Annotated in this window: 16 protein-coding genes, 1 tRNA gene and 1 pseudogene; 8 read left to right on the plus strand and 10 right to left on the minus strand. The window is 64.5% G+C overall.

What is annotated here, in order from left to right:
* Positions 1-2: 2 nt before the first annotated feature.
* The 3 genes from BJ122_RS00490 to BJ122_RS00500 all read right to left on the minus strand — a co-directional run bounded on the left by BJ122_RS00490 (position 3) and on the right by BJ122_RS00500 (position 2,059).
* The gene (locus BJ122_RS00490) at positions 3-578 is read right to left on the minus strand and encodes an Hpt domain-containing protein (RefSeq protein WP_110779242.1); all 576 of its coding nucleotides are present in this window, start codon (positions 576-578) and stop codon (positions 3-5) included.
* 8 nt (positions 579-586) lie between these two features.
* Positions 587-1,135 carry a response regulator gene (locus BJ122_RS00495; protein ID WP_027277550.1) on the minus strand — a complete coding sequence of 183 codons (549 nt, stop codon included), beginning with the start codon at positions 1,133-1,135 and terminating at the stop codon, positions 587-589.
* A 144-nt stretch (positions 1,136-1,279) separates the two neighbouring features.
* Entirely contained in the window at positions 1,280-2,059 is a 780-nt protein-coding gene (locus BJ122_RS00500; RefSeq protein ID WP_110779243.1) for an NAD kinase, read from the minus strand.
* Positions 2,060-2,300: 241 nt separating this feature from the next.
* Here BJ122_RS00500 and BJ122_RS00505 point away from each other — a divergent pair, with 241 nt between their 5' ends.
* Together BJ122_RS00505 and BJ122_RS00510 are read left to right on the plus strand one after the other, a co-directional pair.
* A complete protein-coding gene (locus BJ122_RS00505) occupies positions 2,301-2,693 on the plus strand; it encodes a hypothetical protein (RefSeq protein WP_110779431.1) in 393 nt (130 codons plus the stop codon).
* A gap of 173 nt (positions 2,694-2,866) precedes the next feature.
* Positions 2,867-3,571: an outer membrane protein gene (locus BJ122_RS00510; protein WP_110779244.1), complete on the plus strand. Its 705-nt coding sequence runs from the start codon at positions 2,867-2,869 to the stop codon at positions 3,569-3,571.
* Between the two features lie 438 nt (positions 3,572-4,009).
* On the opposite strand, the gene BJ122_RS19090 is transcribed toward BJ122_RS00510, so the two are convergent.
* The 4 genes from BJ122_RS19090 to BJ122_RS00525 form a co-directional block, all read right to left on the minus strand.
* On the minus strand, positions 4,010-4,156 hold the full coding sequence (locus BJ122_RS19090) for a hypothetical protein (protein ID WP_181418838.1): 147 nt from the start codon (positions 4,154-4,156) through the stop codon (positions 4,010-4,012).
* A gap of 264 nt (positions 4,157-4,420) precedes the next feature.
* Positions 4,421-4,720, minus strand: coding sequence for a DUF2335 domain-containing protein (locus tag BJ122_RS19855; RefSeq protein ID WP_181418839.1), 300 nt, complete (start codon positions 4,718-4,720; stop codon positions 4,421-4,423).
* 98 nt (positions 4,721-4,818) lie between these two features.
* Positions 4,819-5,028, minus strand: a complete 210-nt coding sequence (locus BJ122_RS18910; RefSeq protein WP_146227124.1) for a hypothetical protein — start codon at positions 5,026-5,028, stop codon at positions 4,819-4,821.
* A gap of 169 nt (positions 5,029-5,197) precedes the next feature.
* A tRNA-Thr gene (locus BJ122_RS00525) sits at positions 5,198-5,272 on the minus strand.
* Between the two features lie 257 nt (positions 5,273-5,529).
* On the opposite strand from BJ122_RS00525, the gene BJ122_RS00530 reads away from it, so the two are divergent.
* Both BJ122_RS00530 and BJ122_RS00535 read left to right on the plus strand, forming a co-directional pair.
* Positions 5,530-5,976 (plus strand): hypothetical protein, encoded by a 447-nt coding sequence (locus BJ122_RS00530; protein WP_110779247.1) that lies wholly within the window; start codon positions 5,530-5,532, stop codon positions 5,974-5,976.
* A 33-nt stretch (positions 5,977-6,009) separates the two neighbouring features.
* On the plus strand, positions 6,010-6,462 hold the full coding sequence (locus tag BJ122_RS00535) for a hypothetical protein (RefSeq protein WP_110779248.1): 453 nt from the start codon (positions 6,010-6,012) through the stop codon (positions 6,460-6,462).
* A gap of 4 nt (positions 6,463-6,466) precedes the next feature.
* Here the strand turns inward: BJ122_RS00535 and BJ122_RS00540 are convergent, their stop codons facing one another.
* A complete protein-coding gene (locus BJ122_RS00540) occupies positions 6,467-7,414 on the minus strand; it encodes a hotdog fold domain-containing protein (RefSeq protein ID WP_110779249.1) in 948 nt (315 codons plus the stop codon).
* Between the two features lie 303 nt (positions 7,415-7,717).
* On the opposite strand from BJ122_RS00540, the gene BJ122_RS00545 reads away from it, so the two are divergent.
* Positions 7,718-9,826, plus strand: a complete 2,109-nt coding sequence (locus BJ122_RS00545; RefSeq protein ID WP_110779250.1) for an acetate--CoA ligase family protein — start codon at positions 7,718-7,720, stop codon at positions 9,824-9,826.
* Positions 9,827-10,247: 421 nt separating this feature from the next.
* Here BJ122_RS00545 and BJ122_RS00550 read toward each other — a convergent pair whose 3' ends face one another.
* Positions 10,248-10,469: an acyl-CoA carboxylase biotin carboxyl carrier protein subunit gene (locus tag BJ122_RS00550; RefSeq protein ID WP_110779432.1), complete on the minus strand. Its 222-nt coding sequence runs from the start codon at positions 10,467-10,469 to the stop codon at positions 10,248-10,250.
* A 241-nt stretch (positions 10,470-10,710) separates the two neighbouring features.
* Here BJ122_RS00550 and BJ122_RS00555 point away from each other — a divergent pair, with 241 nt between their 5' ends.
* Positions 10,711-11,697, plus strand: a complete 987-nt coding sequence (locus BJ122_RS00555) for an IclR family transcriptional regulator (RefSeq protein ID WP_027277543.1) — start codon at positions 10,711-10,713, stop codon at positions 11,695-11,697.
* Complete coding sequence (locus BJ122_RS00560) at positions 11,606-13,165, plus strand: acyl-CoA carboxylase subunit beta (RefSeq protein ID WP_110779251.1); 1,560 nt, start codon at positions 11,606-11,608, stop codon at positions 13,163-13,165. The genes BJ122_RS00555 and BJ122_RS00560 overlap by 92 nt, the downstream gene beginning before the upstream one ends.
* A gap of 101 nt (positions 13,166-13,266) precedes the next feature.
* Here the strand turns inward: BJ122_RS00560 and BJ122_RS00565 are convergent, their stop codons facing one another.
* A complete protein-coding gene (locus BJ122_RS00565) occupies positions 13,267-14,550 on the minus strand; it encodes an MFS transporter (RefSeq protein ID WP_110779252.1) in 1,284 nt (427 codons plus the stop codon).
* Positions 14,551-15,042: 492 nt separating this feature from the next.
* Between BJ122_RS00565 and BJ122_RS19490 the strand changes: the two are divergent.
* Positions 15,043-15,696: pseudogene (locus BJ122_RS19490) on the plus strand (TetR/AcrR family transcriptional regulator); the annotation flags it as partial.
* Positions 15,697-15,883 lie beyond the last annotated feature (187 nt).

The following is a 15,883-nucleotide window of genomic DNA, read 5'->3' on the forward strand; positions in this document are numbered from 1 at the left end:
GATTAGTCCGCCGGCACGATGCTCGGCGCCAGAATCGCTTCCAGATGTTCTGGGCGATCGTGATTGACGGCGGCGAGATACTCGTCGGCGACCGCGCGCAGCCTGCGGCTCAGCTCCTGCTGCACACCGAATTTGTCGATACGGGCGTGCTCGCGCACGATCGCCTGAATCGCCTTGACGTGGTTGTCGATCAGCTCGGTCGGAACTTTGGTGAGATCAGGCGCGTGTTCGATGATGCGGCACAGGCTGTCGGCGGCGGCAGCGGCGGTCGGATAGCCGAAGGTCGCCGCTTCGCCCTTGATGTCATGGGAGGCGCGAAACAATTCCTCGCGCGTGGTCTTGGTAAAGCCGTGCTGCTGCACATTGACGTAAGCGTCGGCGAGTCGCTGGCACTCGATCGCCATCCAGTCGCGAAACTCGCTTGATAGTTCGGCCAGCGCCTGTTCGGCGCGCGCGATCGGATCGTCGTGCTCGTCGCCGCCGATGCGTAGCGCGCCGCGCAGCGGATTGGGCTGGGTGATCACCTGGTGGGTGGCGAAGGTCTGCACCTGCAGCTCGGTTTTTTTGGCTTTGGCCATGGCGGTGGTTATCCCGTGACTCGGGCTTTATCGAGCAGCGAGGGTTGGTGAATGGTCTCGGCTTCGCCGCCGGAGCGGCGCTCAGGACCGATATAGGTATTGGCGTTGGGATTGCGACGGCGATCAGGCCCAAAGTAATTACGGGTCTTGATGAACGGCCGGGGATTGGCCACGCAATTGAGCACGCGCTGATAGAGGCCCTTGGCCGAAATCGGCTTGGCCAAAAACTCCGTGACGCCAGCGTCGCGCGCCAGCGTCACGCGGCGCTTTTCCGAATGCGCGGTCAGCATGATGATCGGCGCGAACGGATTGCCCTTGGTGTCCGGCTGCCGGATCATCTGCGACAATTCCAGCCCGTCAAAAATCGGCATCGCCCAGTCGGTGATCACGATGTCGGGTGCGTACAGGCTGTACATTTCCAGCGCGGTCGCGCCGTCCTCGGCCTCATAGACTTCACGCGCGCCAAACGAATGCAGCAGCGTGCGCAGGATGCGGCGCATATGCGGATTGTCGTCGCAGACCAGGAATCGAAGTTTGTTGAAGTCGATGCGAAACATGGTTCGGCCTTGGCGCGCGCCCGGGCAGGGCCGGTATACTCGCCATTAACGATAGGCAAGCGTCGTTAACGAAGCGTTGCGCGGCGGCACGATCGGCCGCGTCTCGTTCGCACTGCTAACCAGTTGTTAACCAAAGGGCGGCGGCTACGGGCCGAACTGCTCGCGCAAGATCCGTTCTTCCAGGCTGTGGCCGGGATCGAACAGCATCCGCATCGAGATCTTCTTGTCAGAGATCACCTCGACGCGGCGCACGTTGCGCGCTTCGTCATGATCGGCGACCGCCGCGACCGGGCGCTTGTCGCCCTCCAGCACCTCGATCACCACAAACGCGCTATTGGGCAGCAGCGCGCCGCGCCAGCGCCGCGGCCTGAACGGGCAGATCGGCGTCAAGGCCAGCAATTGCGCGTTGATCGGCAGGATCGGCCCTTGCGCCGACAGATTGTAGGCGGTGGAGCCAGCCGGAGTGGCGACCATCACGCCGTCCGCGACCAGCTCGGACATGCGCTCGCGCTCGTCGATCAGGATGCGCAGCCGCGCGGCCTGATGGGTCTGGCGGAACAGCGCCACTTCATTGATGGCGTGGTGGATGTGCACCTCGCCATTGACGTCGGTGGCGCGCATCAACAGCGGATGGATCACGGTGTCGCGTGCCGCGGCCAGCCGGCCACGGAGATCGACCGCGCTGTATTCGTTCATCAGGAAGCCGACCGTGCCGCGATGCATGCCGTAGATCGGCTTGCCGGTGCGCATATGGTCGTGCAGCGTCTGCAGCATCAAGCCGTCGCCGCCCAGCGCCACGATCACGTCGGCGTCGGCCGGCTCGACATTGCCATAGGCATCGATCAGCTGCGCCAGCGCCGTTTGCGCCTCTGCGCCGGGACTCGCGACGAAGGCGATCCGGGAGTAGCGCGAGGGATGAGTCATTGGGAGCAGCCTTTGCGAGCGGCGGCGAGGGGTAGAACGCTGCCGTGCTCTATACGACCTGCCGGGCGATTGTCGAGACGGTAGTCGGTCGCGTGCCGGCGTCGTGCCCGGCGCAGTGCGACCGCTGGTCGCTACCGTCGTTGGCAATTCACTTTGTCCGTGTGACGGTCTATGACGGCCAAAAGGGGCAAACGACGCGGGTTCTGTGGTGAAAGTGGCATTTCCGACCTTCCGTCATGCGATGCTGGGCCCGGCCGCGTTGCTGGCGTTGGCGCTTGCAGGCTGCGGCGCCGGCAGCGGTCTGACGGTGCCGACCGAAGGCGCGAACCAGCCGTTTCCGCAAAATTTCCGGGCCGAGCTGCTGGCGTTCTATAAAACCTATCTCACCAATCCGGTCGGCGTGCGCGAAGCGGCGCTGGCCGAGCCGGTGTTGCGCAAGGTCGGCGGCCGGCCGCGTTATGTCGCCTGCGTGCGTTACAATGCGCGCCAGTCCGACGGCCGGCTGCGCGGTTTGCAGGAGCAGGCGGTGGTGTTCGTCGATGGCCGGCTCGACCGCGCGGTCGACGACACCGAGGAACTGTGCGGCGGCGTCAGCTACGCCCCGTTTGCCGATCTCGAGAAATTGACGCGCTGAGCGCCAGCCGGACCGGCGCGCGGCGCAAAATCCTCCAAAGCGCAAAATCGTCACGGCGGTGAACCTTCCGGGCCGTGAAGCAACCAAATCAAAGACAGGTTGTTGTGTGACTCGTCCATAGCCGCCGTTCCGTGAGGCGGCAGCTGGCGTGGTCAAGCGTGAAGGGGAGCCCGATGACGAAGCTTCTGCTCGGTGCAGCCGCTGCGCTGATGCTGGCGGCTCCGGCGTTGGCGGCCGATCTGCCGCGCCCCACCGCCGCCGCCCCGGCCTCGGCGCCGGAGGCGGTTTACAACTGGACCGGCTTTTATGTCGGCGGCCAGCTCGGCGGTGCCTTCGCCGGCAGCGACACCATTGTCGGCAGCGACGGCCGGTTGCTGGCCGGCGTGCAGGGCGGTGCCGACTTTAATTTTGCGCGCAACTGGGTGATCGGCGTCGAGGCGCAATATAGCTGGCTGCCGAGCAACAGCAGCGGCAGTCTGCTGTATCCCGGCGGCACGCTGCTGACCGAGGACACCAGCGGTATCGGCTCGGTGACCGGCCGGCTCGGCTATAGCTGGGGCCCGGCGCTGCTCTATGGCAAGGGCGGCTATGCGTTCCGCGACAACAGTTTGAGCGCGAGCGTCGCCGGCGTGGCGCAGCCGATCACCGCCAGTGGCAATAAGCGCGATGGCTACACCATCGGCGGCGGCCTGGAATATCTGTTTGCGCCGAACTGGTCGGCCAAGGTCGAGTATCAGTACTACAATTTCGGCAACACCACGGTGAGCAGCGGTCCGGCCGAACTGGTCGGCACCAACATCCGTAACGACGAACACACCGTCAAAGCCGGCGTGAACTATCGCTTCGGCTGGGGCGGGCCGCCGGTCACGAGGTACTAACGCGCATCTCATCAGCCCCCTGCATCAGCAGGCTTTGGCCTGAACCTGTCACGGCACGCGCTCGAGTTACGTGCTGAGCTTGGGAGCGGGCAGGCGGCTACTGCCAGGGCTGGTGGCGGTTGGAAGCGAGAATCAAACGTAAACGAGTTCTGAATCTGCAAAAAAATAAGCTGCGGGACTCTTGACACCGAATCGCCCGATCATCTGCAGGCAATGAACACGATCTCACCAAACTATCCCAACGGACTGGCCGCAGGTCTGGCGCTTGGACTGTTTGCGGCCTGTATCGTCAATGTGCTGGCGCTTTGGTCGCTGGTGTAACAGCGCGGCCAGCGCGGGGTGCCCTCGGGCGGCCTGCCATCTGCCGCGTTGGCTCAATGCGCGCCGAACCAGGCACGATGCTGTCGCGGCGAGATGCGCCGCGGCACAAGCGGGCGTTCAGTCCGTGATCAGGTAGAGAAAGCAGGAGATCCCGGCGGCGTAGCTGATGGTCAGCGTCACCAGGATTTTCATCAAGCGCCGGTAGCTCTGCGCGCCTGCCGAGTCCTGACCTGTCATGAACTCGTGAAGAATGTGCCGCTGCATGGGAGCCTCCGTAGGTGCGCCATGGAATCAGCGGCGCGAGTCGCCGTCAAGGGCGCCGTCTCGCGCTGCACGCGGCGGTCGCAGAGGCTGGGCCGGGGAGATGGTTTTCCACACGCCGATAGAGCTGCCGTTTGGTCATAAAGCTCTGAACGGTAGGAAGTATCCGATTCTTATCAACAGTTTTTCCACATCTATGAATGATGCGGCCGAGCCGCCATGCAGAGGCTATCGGCGAGGACTTGCTTTAGTGGAGATGCACCGAGGCTACTTCCTCGGACGTCGCAGGAATGCAGTGATGCTGACGCTGATTGCAGTACTGCCGCCAATGACCGCTGCGGTAATGAATGCACCCTCCGCAATGGCGAAGGCGACGACGCCAAACACGATGATTGCGAAAAGTCCGGCCAAGAACTGCCCAATGTGGGTGTCGCGGACAATCAAACGTGCATCGCGATCTTCCAAGGTGTGCCTGTGCTCGGCCTCTTTCTCGAACTGGTCGATGATCCTGGCCGCTGAACCTGGAACAATTCGATCAAACTCCTCCAGTGCTCCTGGAGGAGGCAAAGGGACCTTGCCAGCCGGCGATCGTGGTCCTCTGATGCATGACGGTTTTTGACTGCTGGTTAGGCTGGGTCGTGTCCGCCGGAGAATTGGAGGGCTTTCTACTGCGCCGACTCACGTTCTTTGACTTTCCTGACCGCGCGCTCCATGTCGCCGCCCAGCCGAGCCCAATCGCCACGAAGAGCTTCGGCGGCGGTTTTTCGTGGTGCCGGCTTGCGACGCTCGGACATCGTAAGAGTGCCCATTTGCGCAATGCCCTGCACGAAACTGTCGGCTACGCGACCGGCTGCTGCACGGATGGTCTTGGTCACAAGTCTCTCCCTGAGATGGAGCTATTCGTAGCAAACCATAGCATCAAGGCATAGTTTCGATTTGGTAGCGCGCGGAAGGGTCACATAGACAGGCGTGACGGGGGCTGGTCCTGTCAGACGTCTTTTTGGCAAGCTGGTCGTGAAAGTCTAATTATTGCAAATAGATAAATGGTGCCGGCGGAGAGGATCGAACTCCCGACCTTCGGTTTACAAAACCGCTGCACTACCGCTGTGCTACGCCGGCGCGCCCGCACAGCTAGCAGCGTACTGCGCTGCCGACAAGACGCTGGCCGGGATTTGTGCCGGCGGGGCCGCTTGAGGCCGTCGGTGGGCGGCCGCATCCCTGCGCCAGCAGCATTATCGCCCATCGGCCACGTTTCGCCACAGCGACCGCGGCGGTGCCCAGCCACGGCCCGTTAGCCTTACCGGCAGGTCGTTCGCGCCCCTTAACGCATCTTGAGCTGATTGCGGCTACCATCCGCGGGGCATGAGGAGACTGTGATGCGGGCAGCGCTGACGGTGGCGGTGTGGATCGGCTCGGCGCTCGGCGCAGCCGCGCTGGAGAGCGGTCCGCAGATCGTGATTCCCGGTCGGCCCGGCGTGCCGATCATCATCAACGGCCGCGATGCCTCTTACGCCGTGATCGAAGGCGATTGGGGGCTGGCGCGCGGCAATAAGGTGCAGCCCACCATCTATGGCGGCCGGCGCGTGCCGCCGCTCAATGTCGGCCATTACTATCCGGGTGCCACCGGCGAACAGGTCGGCTATGGCCGCCTTGAAATCGAGCCGCCGGAAAACCGCAAGCTGCCGAAACCGGCCGAGAGTTTTCACCAGTCATGGTCGGCAGAATCGGCGCCGCCGATGCCGCAGCCGATGGTCGAACCGCCGCCGGTGATCCTGGCGCCGGAGCTGCCAGGGCCGCGGCGTGATTTTCGGCCGCGCAACTGAACCAGCACCACCATGACCGACAGGAGAGAGTACATGCGTCAGACCCTCGTTTCAGGACTGGTGGCCGTAGCCGCGCTGTTCGCCGTGTCGGCGACACCGGCCGAGGCCTGCGGCGGCTGGTATGCGTCCGGCTGCGCGCCGTGCGGCGGCTATGTCGCGGCGCCGATGCCATGCGGCGGCGTGGGCTATGGTTATGGCTACGGCTATGGCGGCGGTTACTACGGCTATGTCGAATACGAACGGCTGCCCGATCCGTCGCCGCAATATTTCTATGTCAATCAGGGCCCGGTCTATTCCGGCCCGGGCATGTTCGCGCCGGCGCCGTATTATCGTGAGGCCACGGTGTCGCGCTGGGGCTATGGCTACCGCCATCACCATCGCTATCATCACCGGCACGTGCACGGCCATCGCCATGGCTACGCGCCGCGCTATGGCCATGCCCCGCGCCACGGTGCCTATCGCGCCGCGCCGCGCTACCATCGCTAACCGGTCACGCGAGACGCTGGCGGAGCGCGCTGCGCTCACGCTGGCAGCGTGGTTCCGAAAGCGCGCGGAACAGACTGCCGACCAGCGCCGGGCGTTGCTCGCCCGGCACCCAGAGCGCGAAATCCTGGCCGCCGTCGTCGCGGGGCGCCTGCCGCAGCGTCGCTTCGGCGCCAAAGAACGCCGGTCCCTTGATCCATAGATCGAGCTGGCGCGGCGGCGCGCCGGTTGCGGCAAGATGCGACAGACACTGCGCTGCGACGCGCTGCGGATGCGGGAAGGCGCCGCCAAAACCCATGCGATGCGCGTAGCGCGCGTTGAGATGCATTGGGTTGTAGTCGCCGGTGAGGCGGCAGAATTCCCAGCGCCGGCCGTTGTCGATACGCCATTGCGCCACCGGCGGCGCTGATGGGTCGAGCGTCGGCGAGGTCGAAGGCGCACCGTGCGCTTCGCCATGGCTGAGCGGCGCGCCAAACCGGCCGCGATAATAGACCGTGACGATGCTGTCCCACACCACCGCGCCGCGCTGCTGCAGTCGAGTGTGTAGATCGACCTCAAGCCCCTTGGCATGCACCCGCCAGGCGCAGGCTTGCACGCTCAGTTCCGACGGCTCATCGAGTAGAAGTGGGCCGAGCAGCCGCAGCCGGTTGCGAAACTGCAGCGCGCGCCAGATCGCGAGCGGCCAGCGCGGATGGGTCAGCAGCGCCATCGTCAGCCGAAAGCCGGTGATATGCGGCGCGAGTAGCAGCAGCGCATCATCGTGATTGAACTCGCCAGCGCCGGCGAAATCGCGCAGCCTCGCCATGGTTCGCGAACTGATCCGGTAGTCCTGCCAGATGAACTGGCTGTCCGGGCAGCCGCGCTCGGCGCGCCAGCCCGGGGAAGGCCACAGCGCCTTGGGCATGAAACGCAGGGTCGCCGGACGGCTGGCAAATATTTCGCGATGCGGATTCATGGGCGGCGAGCTGTGGCTGGCAAGGGGCTATGAGGCGTTGCGGCCGGATCGCCGCACGCGATGTGCCTTGATAGGCGAAACCATTTTGGGGTCAATGATCTTGCTAATCAGGCGAGGGCGGTGCCGCGCCGTCATTGGCTGCCTGCGCTTGATCTTGTCCGCACGCGCACGTTAGATCGATGCGCAAGTGTCGATCCTGATGCCGATCGAGAGCGCTGCCACAGGGAGTTTGATGCCGCCGATGATGTTGGTGATGCACAGCGATCGGCGACAGCGCCGAGCAACACGGCAACGGCTGGGCTCATGAGCGGTTTGCGCGCGTTTCTCGATCCACGCTCGATCGCCGTGATCGGCGCGTCCGACAATCCGCACAAGATCGGCGGCCGGCCGATCCATTATCTCGGCAAGTTCGGGTTCAAGGGCGCAGTCTATCCGATCAATCCGAGCCGGCCGGAAATCCAGGGGCGCCGCAGCTATGGCTCGCTGGCTGATCTGCCGGAAGCGCCGGACCTGGCGATCGTGGCGGTGGCTGGCGATACAGCCGTCAGCACCGTGGAGGACTGCGCCGCGCGCGGTGTCAAAGCCGTGGTGGTGATGGCGTCCGGGTTCGGCGAGGTCGACCCGGTCGCCGGCAAGGCCAAAGAGCAGCGCATGACGGCGGCGGCGCGCCAGGCTGGCATGCGCATCGTTGGGCCGAACACCCAGGGGCTGGCCAATTTCGGCTCCGGCACCATTGTCTCGTTCTCGACGCTGTTCACCGAATTCGATCGCGCTGGTGGCCATGTCGCGATGCTGAGCCAGTCCGGCGCGCTGTCGACCGCGCCGGTCAGCTTTCTGCTGCGCAAGGGCATCGGCGTGCGCCACTGCCATGCCACCGGCAATGATTGCGACGTCTCGGTTGGCGAATTGGCCTGTGCGGTCGCCGAAGACCCCGAGGTGAAACTGCTGCTGCTCTATCTGGAGAGCATTCCGGACGCGCGGCATCTTGAGCAACTGGCCGCGATCGCGCGCGAGCGCGATCTGCCGATCATTGCGCTGAAATCCGGACGCAGCGTCGCCGGCCAGCGCGCCGCGCAGTCGCATACCGGGGCGCTCGCCAATGAGGACCGGGTGGTCGATGCCTTTTTGGCCCATCACGGCATCTGGCGCGCGCCCGATATCCGCGGCTTGGTGGAAGCGAGCGAATTGTATCTGAAAGGCTGGCAACCGACCGGCCGCCGGCTGGTGGCGGTGTCGAATTCCGGCGCGGTGTGCGTGCTGACCGCCGATGCCGCCAGCGAGGTCGGCATGCCGATGGCCGAGCTGGCGCCGCACATTGATCAGCAATTGAAAGCGATCCTGCCGAGCTTTGCCACCGCCGCCAATCCGATCGATCTCACGGCCGCGATGCTGTCCAACGACCGGCTGTTCGGTGAAATCCTGCCTGTGCTGGCCGCCGATCCGGGCGCCGACGCCTTTGTGATCGGCCTGCCCGTGCTCGGCCAGGGCTATGACATTGCCGGGATTGCCGAGGATAGCGCGGCCCTTGCCCGGCAGACCGGCAAACCGGTGCTGATGGCTTCGACGCAGCCCGCTATCGCGCGGCAGTTTGCGGAGCGCGGCATCGCCGTGTTCCCGACCGAAGTCGAGGCGGTCACGGCGCTGCACCAGTTTGTGGCGCATCGCGAGCTGATGGCCAAAGCCGCCGCGCGCCGCACCAGCAGCAGGGGCGAGGCGCCGCGGCAGCCGGCGGCGCAGGCGATGGTGATGCTGAATGAGGCCGACAGCCTGGCGCTGCTGGCGCAGCACGGCCTTGCGGTGGTGCCGCATCGTCTGTGCCGGTCGCCAAGCGAGGTCGCCGCGGCCGTTGCGGCGATCGGAACGCCGGTGGTGGTGAAAGGCTGCTCGGCCGACATCGCCCACAAATCGGAACTGGGCTTGGTGCGGCTCAATGTCGGGGACGAGGCGGCGGCGTGCCAGGCCTTTGCCGCCATGGAGGCCATCATTCGCGCGCAAGGCGCGCGCTTTGACGGCGTGATCGTCGCCGCGATGGCGCAGGGCCGCCGTGAATTGATGATCGGCGCGCATCGCGATCCGGTGTTCGGGCCGGTGGTGGTGGTCGGCGATGGCGGCAAATATGTCGAGGTGCTGCGCGACACCGCGCTGCTGTTGCCACCGTTCGGTTCGGACGAAGTGAACGAGGCGCTGCACAGTCTGCGGATCGCGCCGCTGTTTGCCGGCGTGCGCGGCGAGCCAGCGATGGATACCGAGGCGCTGGCGCGCGCGGTGGTCGCGATCGGCCGATTGATGATCGCGCAAGCCGACGTGATGTCGGTCGATCTCAATCCGGTGCTGATCAACGATGCCGGAGCGGGCGTGGTGGTGGTTGATGCGGTGGTGTTTCGCGCTGCGGAACAGGTGCGGGCTGACTGATAGCAGTGGCCCCGGCAAAGCCGCTGCTGTCGCTACGATCGTGGTGCGATCAGGCTGCTATCAGCGCCGCCGCCATAAAACACTTACTTCCAAAGTACGAAGTGTTCAGTATTAGAGGTCGCTGACCGGCTGTTGCTCGCATGAGCCGCGTGTCAGGGATTCCAAGGACATTGCCCGGCGTATGCCCAATTAACTATCAGCATACGATCGCAAGCGGCAGCAGCGCTGCGCCGTGCAAAGGGTGATTCGTGTAGTCCGCGGCGCGCAAATACGCGGCGATCGCCAGCAATGGATCGCAGAACTGATCGCAGCACGAGGCAGTTTGTCGCGCGGCGGAGGTGCTGACTGCAACTGTGGCGCGAGCCAACGCAGCGGAATTTGATGTAATCGCGCGTCGGCCTCGGCGCTGTAGATCGGCCGCTCAGGTGGCGATGATCGCCACTAACTGCCCTTCGGCAACCACGTCATCAAGCTGTATCAAGAGGCTGGTGAGCGTGCCGCCTTGCGGCGCGGCAACCGGAATTTCCATTTTCATCGCTTCAACAAAAGCGATGTCGTCACCTTCGCTGACCACGTCGCCGACGGCAATCGGCAGCGCGCATACCCGGCCGGCGACCTCTGTGACGATCTTGATATCTGGCATGTCATACTCCATTCGCTGCGGAACAGCTGCAACCCAGGGCAGCAGCGCTTGCCCAGCTGACCGCATGACGTAGAGGAATTGGGCTATGCGTTCTTGCGAGTGATGTTGTTCACTCACATGGCCTGATGTAGCGTTCTGTTCAAGCGGAATTCTATTCCGTTCTGCGGAATTGAGGGTGGTGCGGTGGACAGTCTCGGGGCTGAGCGGTGCAAACTCCCTCCAATAATATTGGATCAAGAAAATGGGACGACGCTCGGAACGTTTAACTAACAAAGGACTGATTTCGGGGGAGGACAGCGGGGCGAGCGATGTTATCCAGGTGGTGTCTCGAGCGTTCGACGTGCTGCGTTGCTTTGGAAGCCATGAGGTTCGACTTGGTAATCTGGAAATTTCCAATCGTTGCGGGCTGCCACGTTCAACCGTGTCGCGCTTGACGCATACGCTGACCCGGATGGGTCATCTGGTTTACTTGCCGCGCGATCAGAAATACCGGATCGGCCCCAGCGCGGTGGCGATGAGCGCATCGATGATGTGCGGGTTGCAGCTTCGTCATCTGATCCGGATCCGTTTGCAGGAAACCGCCGAGCAGATCCCGGGCACAGTCGGCTTCGTCATCCCGGATCGCTTTCATCTCGTCTATCTGGAATTCGCCCGTTCGGCGCAGGCGCTCGGTCTGCATTCCATGACCGGCAGCCGGATCGCCATCACCCGGACCGCCGCCGGCCATGCCTATACCGCCGCCCTTGATCCGGACGTCGCCGCGGCTCTGATCCGCGACATGGAACGCGACATTCCGCATGACGCCGCGGTGCTGCGCGATCGCATCGATGGCAACCGCGCGATGCTGCGCGAGCGCGGTTATGTCACCGCCTGCGGGCTGTGGAGCCCGCATATCAACGGCATCGCCATGCCGCTGTGGTCGCCGCAATATCAGACCTATGTCGCGGTCACGATCGGGCTGTTGTCGGCGATGTATGACGAGCAGCGGATGCATGATGAAGTGGCGCCGCTGCTGCTCAAGCTCGGTGCCGATATCAGCAAGCTGATCCAGAATGCCGATATCGGCTTTTATGATGATGGCAGCGAGCTGACGCCGCGGCCGGCGATGGCGCATAAGAAACCGAACGGGAGCAGCAATGACCTGGAAGCCGGAACTCGACGAGCTGGCTCGCCGCGAGGCGTTCGCGCGGCAGATGGGCGGCGTCGACAAGGTCAAGCGCCAGCATGACCAGGGGCGGCTGACGGTCCGCGAGCGGATCGACGGGCTGATCGACAGCGGCAGTTTCCACGAGATCGGCGCGGTTTCCGGCATCGGCGACTATGACGCCGATGGCGAACTGCGCGACGTCACGCCGGCGAACTGCATCTTTGGCCGTGCCAAAATCGATGGCCGGCCAGTGGTGGTGGTCGGCGACGATTTTACGGTGCGCGGCGGCTCGGCCGATGCCTCGATCCATCACAAGCCGCAGATGGCCGAGGAGATGGCGCACGATTTCCGGCTGCCGATCATCCGGGTGATCGAAGGCTCGGGCGGCGGCGGCTCGGTGAAAACCATCGAGACCAAGGGCGCCGCCAATTTGCCGGGCGGCATCGGCGGCACCGAATGGTTCTGGTACACGACCGGCAATATGGCGCAGGTGCCGGTGGTGGCGCTTGGGCTCGGCTCGGTGGCCGGGCTTGGCGCGGCGCGGCTCGCCGCCAGCCATTATTCGGTGATGACCAAGAATTCGGCGATGTTTGTCGCCGGTCCCCCGGTGGTAGCGCGGCTTGGCCAGAATCTCGACAAGCAACAACTGGGCGGCTGGGAAATCCAGACCCGGTCCGGCGCGGTCGATCATGCGGTCGAGACCGAGCAGGAGGCGTTCGAATGCGCGCGCCGGTTCCTGTCCTATTTGCCGTCCTCGGTGCACGAATTGCCGCCGACGCTGCCTTGCGAAGATGATCCGGAGCGAGCCGAGGAGGCGCTCTTGAAGGCGGTGCCGCGCAATCGCCGGCAAGTCTATAAGATGCGACCGATCATCGAAGCGGTGGTCGATAAGGGCTCGTTCTTCGAGATGGGCCAGAATTTCGGCCGCTCGATTATCGCGGGCCTGGCGCGGCTGCAGGGCCGCGCGGTGCTTCTGCTCGCCTCCGATCCGTATCACTATGGTGGCTCCTGGACCGCGGAGACCTGCCAAAAGGTGGTGCGCTATGTCGATCTCGCCGAAACATTCCATCTGCCGATTGTCTATCTGATGGATTGCCCCGGTTTCATGATCGGGCTCGAGGCGGAGAAGGCGGCGACCATCCGCCTCGGCATGCGGGCGATGGCGGCGGTCAACCAGACCACGGTGCCGTGGTGCACCATCATCGTGCGCAACTGCTTTGGCGTGGCCGGCGTGGTGCATCAGCCGGCGGCGCGGCACTCGCTGCGCTATGCCTGGCCGTCGGCCTATTGGGGCTCGCTGCCGCTGGAAGGCGGCATTGAGGCGGCCTATCGCGCCGAGATCGAGGCGGCGGACGATCCGGCTGCCAAGCTCAAGGAAATCGAGGAGCGGCTCAACAAGCTGCGCTCACCGTTCCGCTCGGCCGAAAAATTCTGGGTCGAGGAGATCATCGATCCGCGCAAAACCCGCGCGCTGCTGTGCGAATTCGCGCGGCTCGCCGAGCCGCTGCGCACGCCGGGCGTCGCGACGTCGATGCGTATCAGGCCATAATATCCAGTCATTGCGAGCGTAGCGAAGCAATCCAGGTGCCGGGCACTGGGTTTCTGGATTGCTTCGTCGCTGCGCTCCTCGCAATGACGCTTCAACCTAATCTAAGCCGCTGCGGGCTTGTGCTGCTTGGCAATCAACAGCGCGATGCTGGCGGCGATCAGACACAGCGCACCGGCGGCGAAGAATGCCGGCAGATAGCTCATCCACACGGTGCGTGACAGACCGGCCGCAAAAGCCGCGGTGGCGGCGCCGAGCTGATGGCCGCAAAATACCCAGCCGAACACCAGATTGGCGCGCTCGGCGCCAAAATTCTGCGCGGTCAGGCGCACGGTTGGCGGCACGGTGGCGATCCAATCCAGGCCGTAGAACAGCGCGAACAGTGACAGGCCGTAGAACGTAAAATCGCTGAACGGCAGGAACAGCAGCGATAGCCCGCGCAGCCCGTAGTACCAGAACAGCAGCCAGCGATTGTCGTAACGGTCCGACAGCCAGCCCGACAGAATGGTGCCGACGAAATCGAAAATCCCCATCGCCGCCAGCAGCCCGGCGGCCTGCACCTGCGGAATGCCGAAATCGGCGCAGAGCGGAATGAGGTGCACCTGGATCAGCCCATTGGTCGAGGCGCCGCAGATGAAGAAGGTTGCGAACAGAATCCAGAACACCGGCTTGCGCGAGGCGTCGCGTAGCGCCCCCAGCGCCGCGCTGGTGATCGGGCCATGCGGCGTCGGCACGGCGGCGGGCGGCAGATCGCCGCGTTCGCCATAGGCGCGCAGCCCGAGATCGCTCGGCCGGTCGCGCATCAACAGCAGCACCGCAATGGCCGCGACCGCGAGCGCGCCGCATAGCAGCAGCAGCGCCACCCGCCAGCCGAAGCTTTCGGTCAGCGTCGCCAAAATCGGCAGGAACACCAGCTGCCCGGTGGCGACGCTGGCGGTGAGAATGCCGACCACCAGGCCGCGCCGTTCGGAAAACCAGCGCGCCGCCACGGTGGCGCCAAGCACCAGCGCGGTCAGCCCGGTGCCGATCCCGACCGCAACGCCCCACAGCGCGATCAGTTGCCAGACTTGCGTCATGCCGATCGAGGCGATCAGGCTGGTGGCGATGATCAATTGCCCGGCGAGCGCGATATTGCGCAGCCCGTAGCGGTTCATCAGCGCCGCGGCGAACGGCGCCATCAGCCCGAACAGGATGAAGCGGATCGACAGCGCCGAGGAAATCTCGGCCGCGCTCCAGCCGAATTCCTGCTGCAGCGGCACGATGAACACGCCCGGCGCGCCCACGGCGCCGGCCGAGACCAGCGCGGTGAGGAAAGTTACCGCCACCATCACCCAGCCATAGTGAATGTCGCGGCGGCTGAGCAGTGCGGCGAGCCGGGAAGAAAGCATGCCTGGTCCTGTGCGAGCGCGCGGCGTCGGCCGCCCGCTATGTTTGGATGATAACCATCATATGATGGCGCATTGCTTTTGCAATTGCTTATCGTGCACACAACGCTGTGACAGACAAGGTCCGGCGGCAGGGCCCCTGATCGGCCAGCTGACGAAGCGGGGCGGTGGTGATCAGGGGCAGGGGCGCGCAGCGACGGGCGGCCGCCGGGACGACCATTGACAAGCCGGCCCGAAGGGTAGGGGAGAACGAAAGACATTCCGGTGAGAGCAGGGCTGGACAAAACGTGTCGAACGCAGCTTCGACGTACCTGCTACCAGCGCGGTCCGTATCAAGGGGGAGCGATCAGCTGAGGTGGTGAAGAATGGCGCACGCCATACTAATTGAGCTGATCAGCGAGGCCGATCGAAAGGGGCTCTGCGTCAAAATGACGATAGCGAGAATGAGTAGGTTCCATGATAGGAATCATCATTCTTTAAAGGGATGGATCGCCGATGCGGTACTCAAAAGAACACAAGAACGCCACCCACGATCGCATTGTCCGCAAGGCGTCGATGCGCCTGCGCGAAAAGGGCATTCACGGCGTCGGCGTCGCCGAGCTGATGAAAGACGCCGGGCTGACCCATGGCGGCTTCTACTCGCATTTTGAATCGCGCGAAGCGTTGATGGTGGAAGCCGTCACCTACGCGATGGACCGCTCGATGGCGAGCTGGCGCGAGCTCACCGATGATCTGCCCCCGTCGCAGCGGCTGGCGGTGATCGCCGATGCCTATCTCAGCAAGCAGCACCGCGACGATCCGGGGCGCGGCTGTGCGGTGCTGGCGGTCGGCGCGGAGATCGCCCGCGAAACCGCCAAGACGCGCCGGGCTTTTGCCGCCAAGGTGACGGCCATGATCGAGATGCTGGCGGAGCAGATGGAAGGCGTGCCGGCCAAGCAGGCGCGTCAGCAGGCGTCCGCGATGCTGGCCTCGATGGTTGGCACCTTGCTGCTGGCGCGCGTCACCGGCGCGGGCGAATTGTCGGACGAGATCCTGGCCGCCGGGCGCGCCGCGTTGCCGGTGGTGCCGGCGTCGCCGCGTCGCGGCGGCTCGGTGACGGTTAGCGGTTCCCGGGCGGCGTTCGCAGCCAAGGCCGAGGCCGGAGCCGCGCGGCCCGCGGTGAAGGGCAAAGCTGCCAGCAAGCCGGGAGTCCGCCGGGCCGCCGCCAGCAAGACGATTGCCAGCAAGACGATTGCCAGCAAAGCGATCGCCGGCAAGGTGGCCAGCAAGGTCGCCGCCAATAAGGTGGCCGTAGCTGCCAGCAAACCAGCTGCCAATAAGGCCTTGGCCAGCAAAG

The sequence above is a fragment of the Rhodopseudomonas faecalis genome, from assembly GCF_003217325.1.
Taxonomy (GTDB): domain Bacteria; phylum Pseudomonadota; class Alphaproteobacteria; order Rhizobiales; family Xanthobacteraceae; genus Rhodopseudomonas; species Rhodopseudomonas faecalis.

Bases quoted from the DNA above. Each gene is read 5' to 3' on its own strand.
- BJ122_RS00550 (WP_110779432.1), bottom strand. From the start codon at position 10,469: ATGCCAGATATCAAGATCGTCACAGAGGTCGCCGGCCGGGTATGCGCG.
- BJ122_RS19090 (WP_181418838.1), bottom strand. From the start codon at position 4,156: ATGCAGCGGCACATTCTTCACGAGTTCATGACAGGTCAGGACTCGGCA.
- BJ122_RS00490 (WP_110779242.1), bottom strand. From the start codon at position 578: ATGGCCAAAGCCAAAAAAACCGAGCTGCAGGTGCAGACCTTCGCCACC.
- BJ122_RS00500 (WP_110779243.1), bottom strand. From the start codon at position 2,059: ATGACTCATCCCTCGCGCTACTCCCGGATCGCCTTCGTCGCGAGTCCC.
- BJ122_RS00540 (WP_110779249.1), bottom strand. From the start codon at position 7,414: ATGAATCCGCATCGCGAAATATTTGCCAGCCGTCCGGCGACCCTGCGT.
- BJ122_RS00555 (WP_027277543.1), top strand. From the start codon at position 10,711: ATGGGACGACGCTCGGAACGTTTAACTAACAAAGGACTGATTTCGGGG.
- BJ122_RS00545 (WP_110779250.1), top strand. From the start codon at position 7,718: ATGAGCGGTTTGCGCGCGTTTCTCGATCCACGCTCGATCGCCGTGATC.
- BJ122_RS00565 (WP_110779252.1), bottom strand. From the start codon at position 14,550: ATGCTTTCTTCCCGGCTCGCCGCACTGCTCAGCCGCCGCGACATTCAC.
- BJ122_RS00495 (WP_027277550.1), bottom strand. From the start codon at position 1,135: ATGTTTCGCATCGACTTCAACAAACTTCGATTCCTGGTCTGCGACGAC.
- BJ122_RS00530 (WP_110779247.1), top strand. From the start codon at position 5,530: ATGCGGGCAGCGCTGACGGTGGCGGTGTGGATCGGCTCGGCGCTCGGC.
- BJ122_RS00560 (WP_110779251.1), top strand. From the start codon at position 11,606: ATGACCTGGAAGCCGGAACTCGACGAGCTGGCTCGCCGCGAGGCGTTC.
- BJ122_RS00510 (WP_110779244.1), top strand. From the start codon at position 2,867: ATGACGAAGCTTCTGCTCGGTGCAGCCGCTGCGCTGATGCTGGCGGCT.
- BJ122_RS00535 (WP_110779248.1), top strand. From the start codon at position 6,010: ATGCGTCAGACCCTCGTTTCAGGACTGGTGGCCGTAGCCGCGCTGTTC.
- BJ122_RS00505 (WP_110779431.1), top strand. From the start codon at position 2,301: ATGCTGGGCCCGGCCGCGTTGCTGGCGTTGGCGCTTGCAGGCTGCGGC.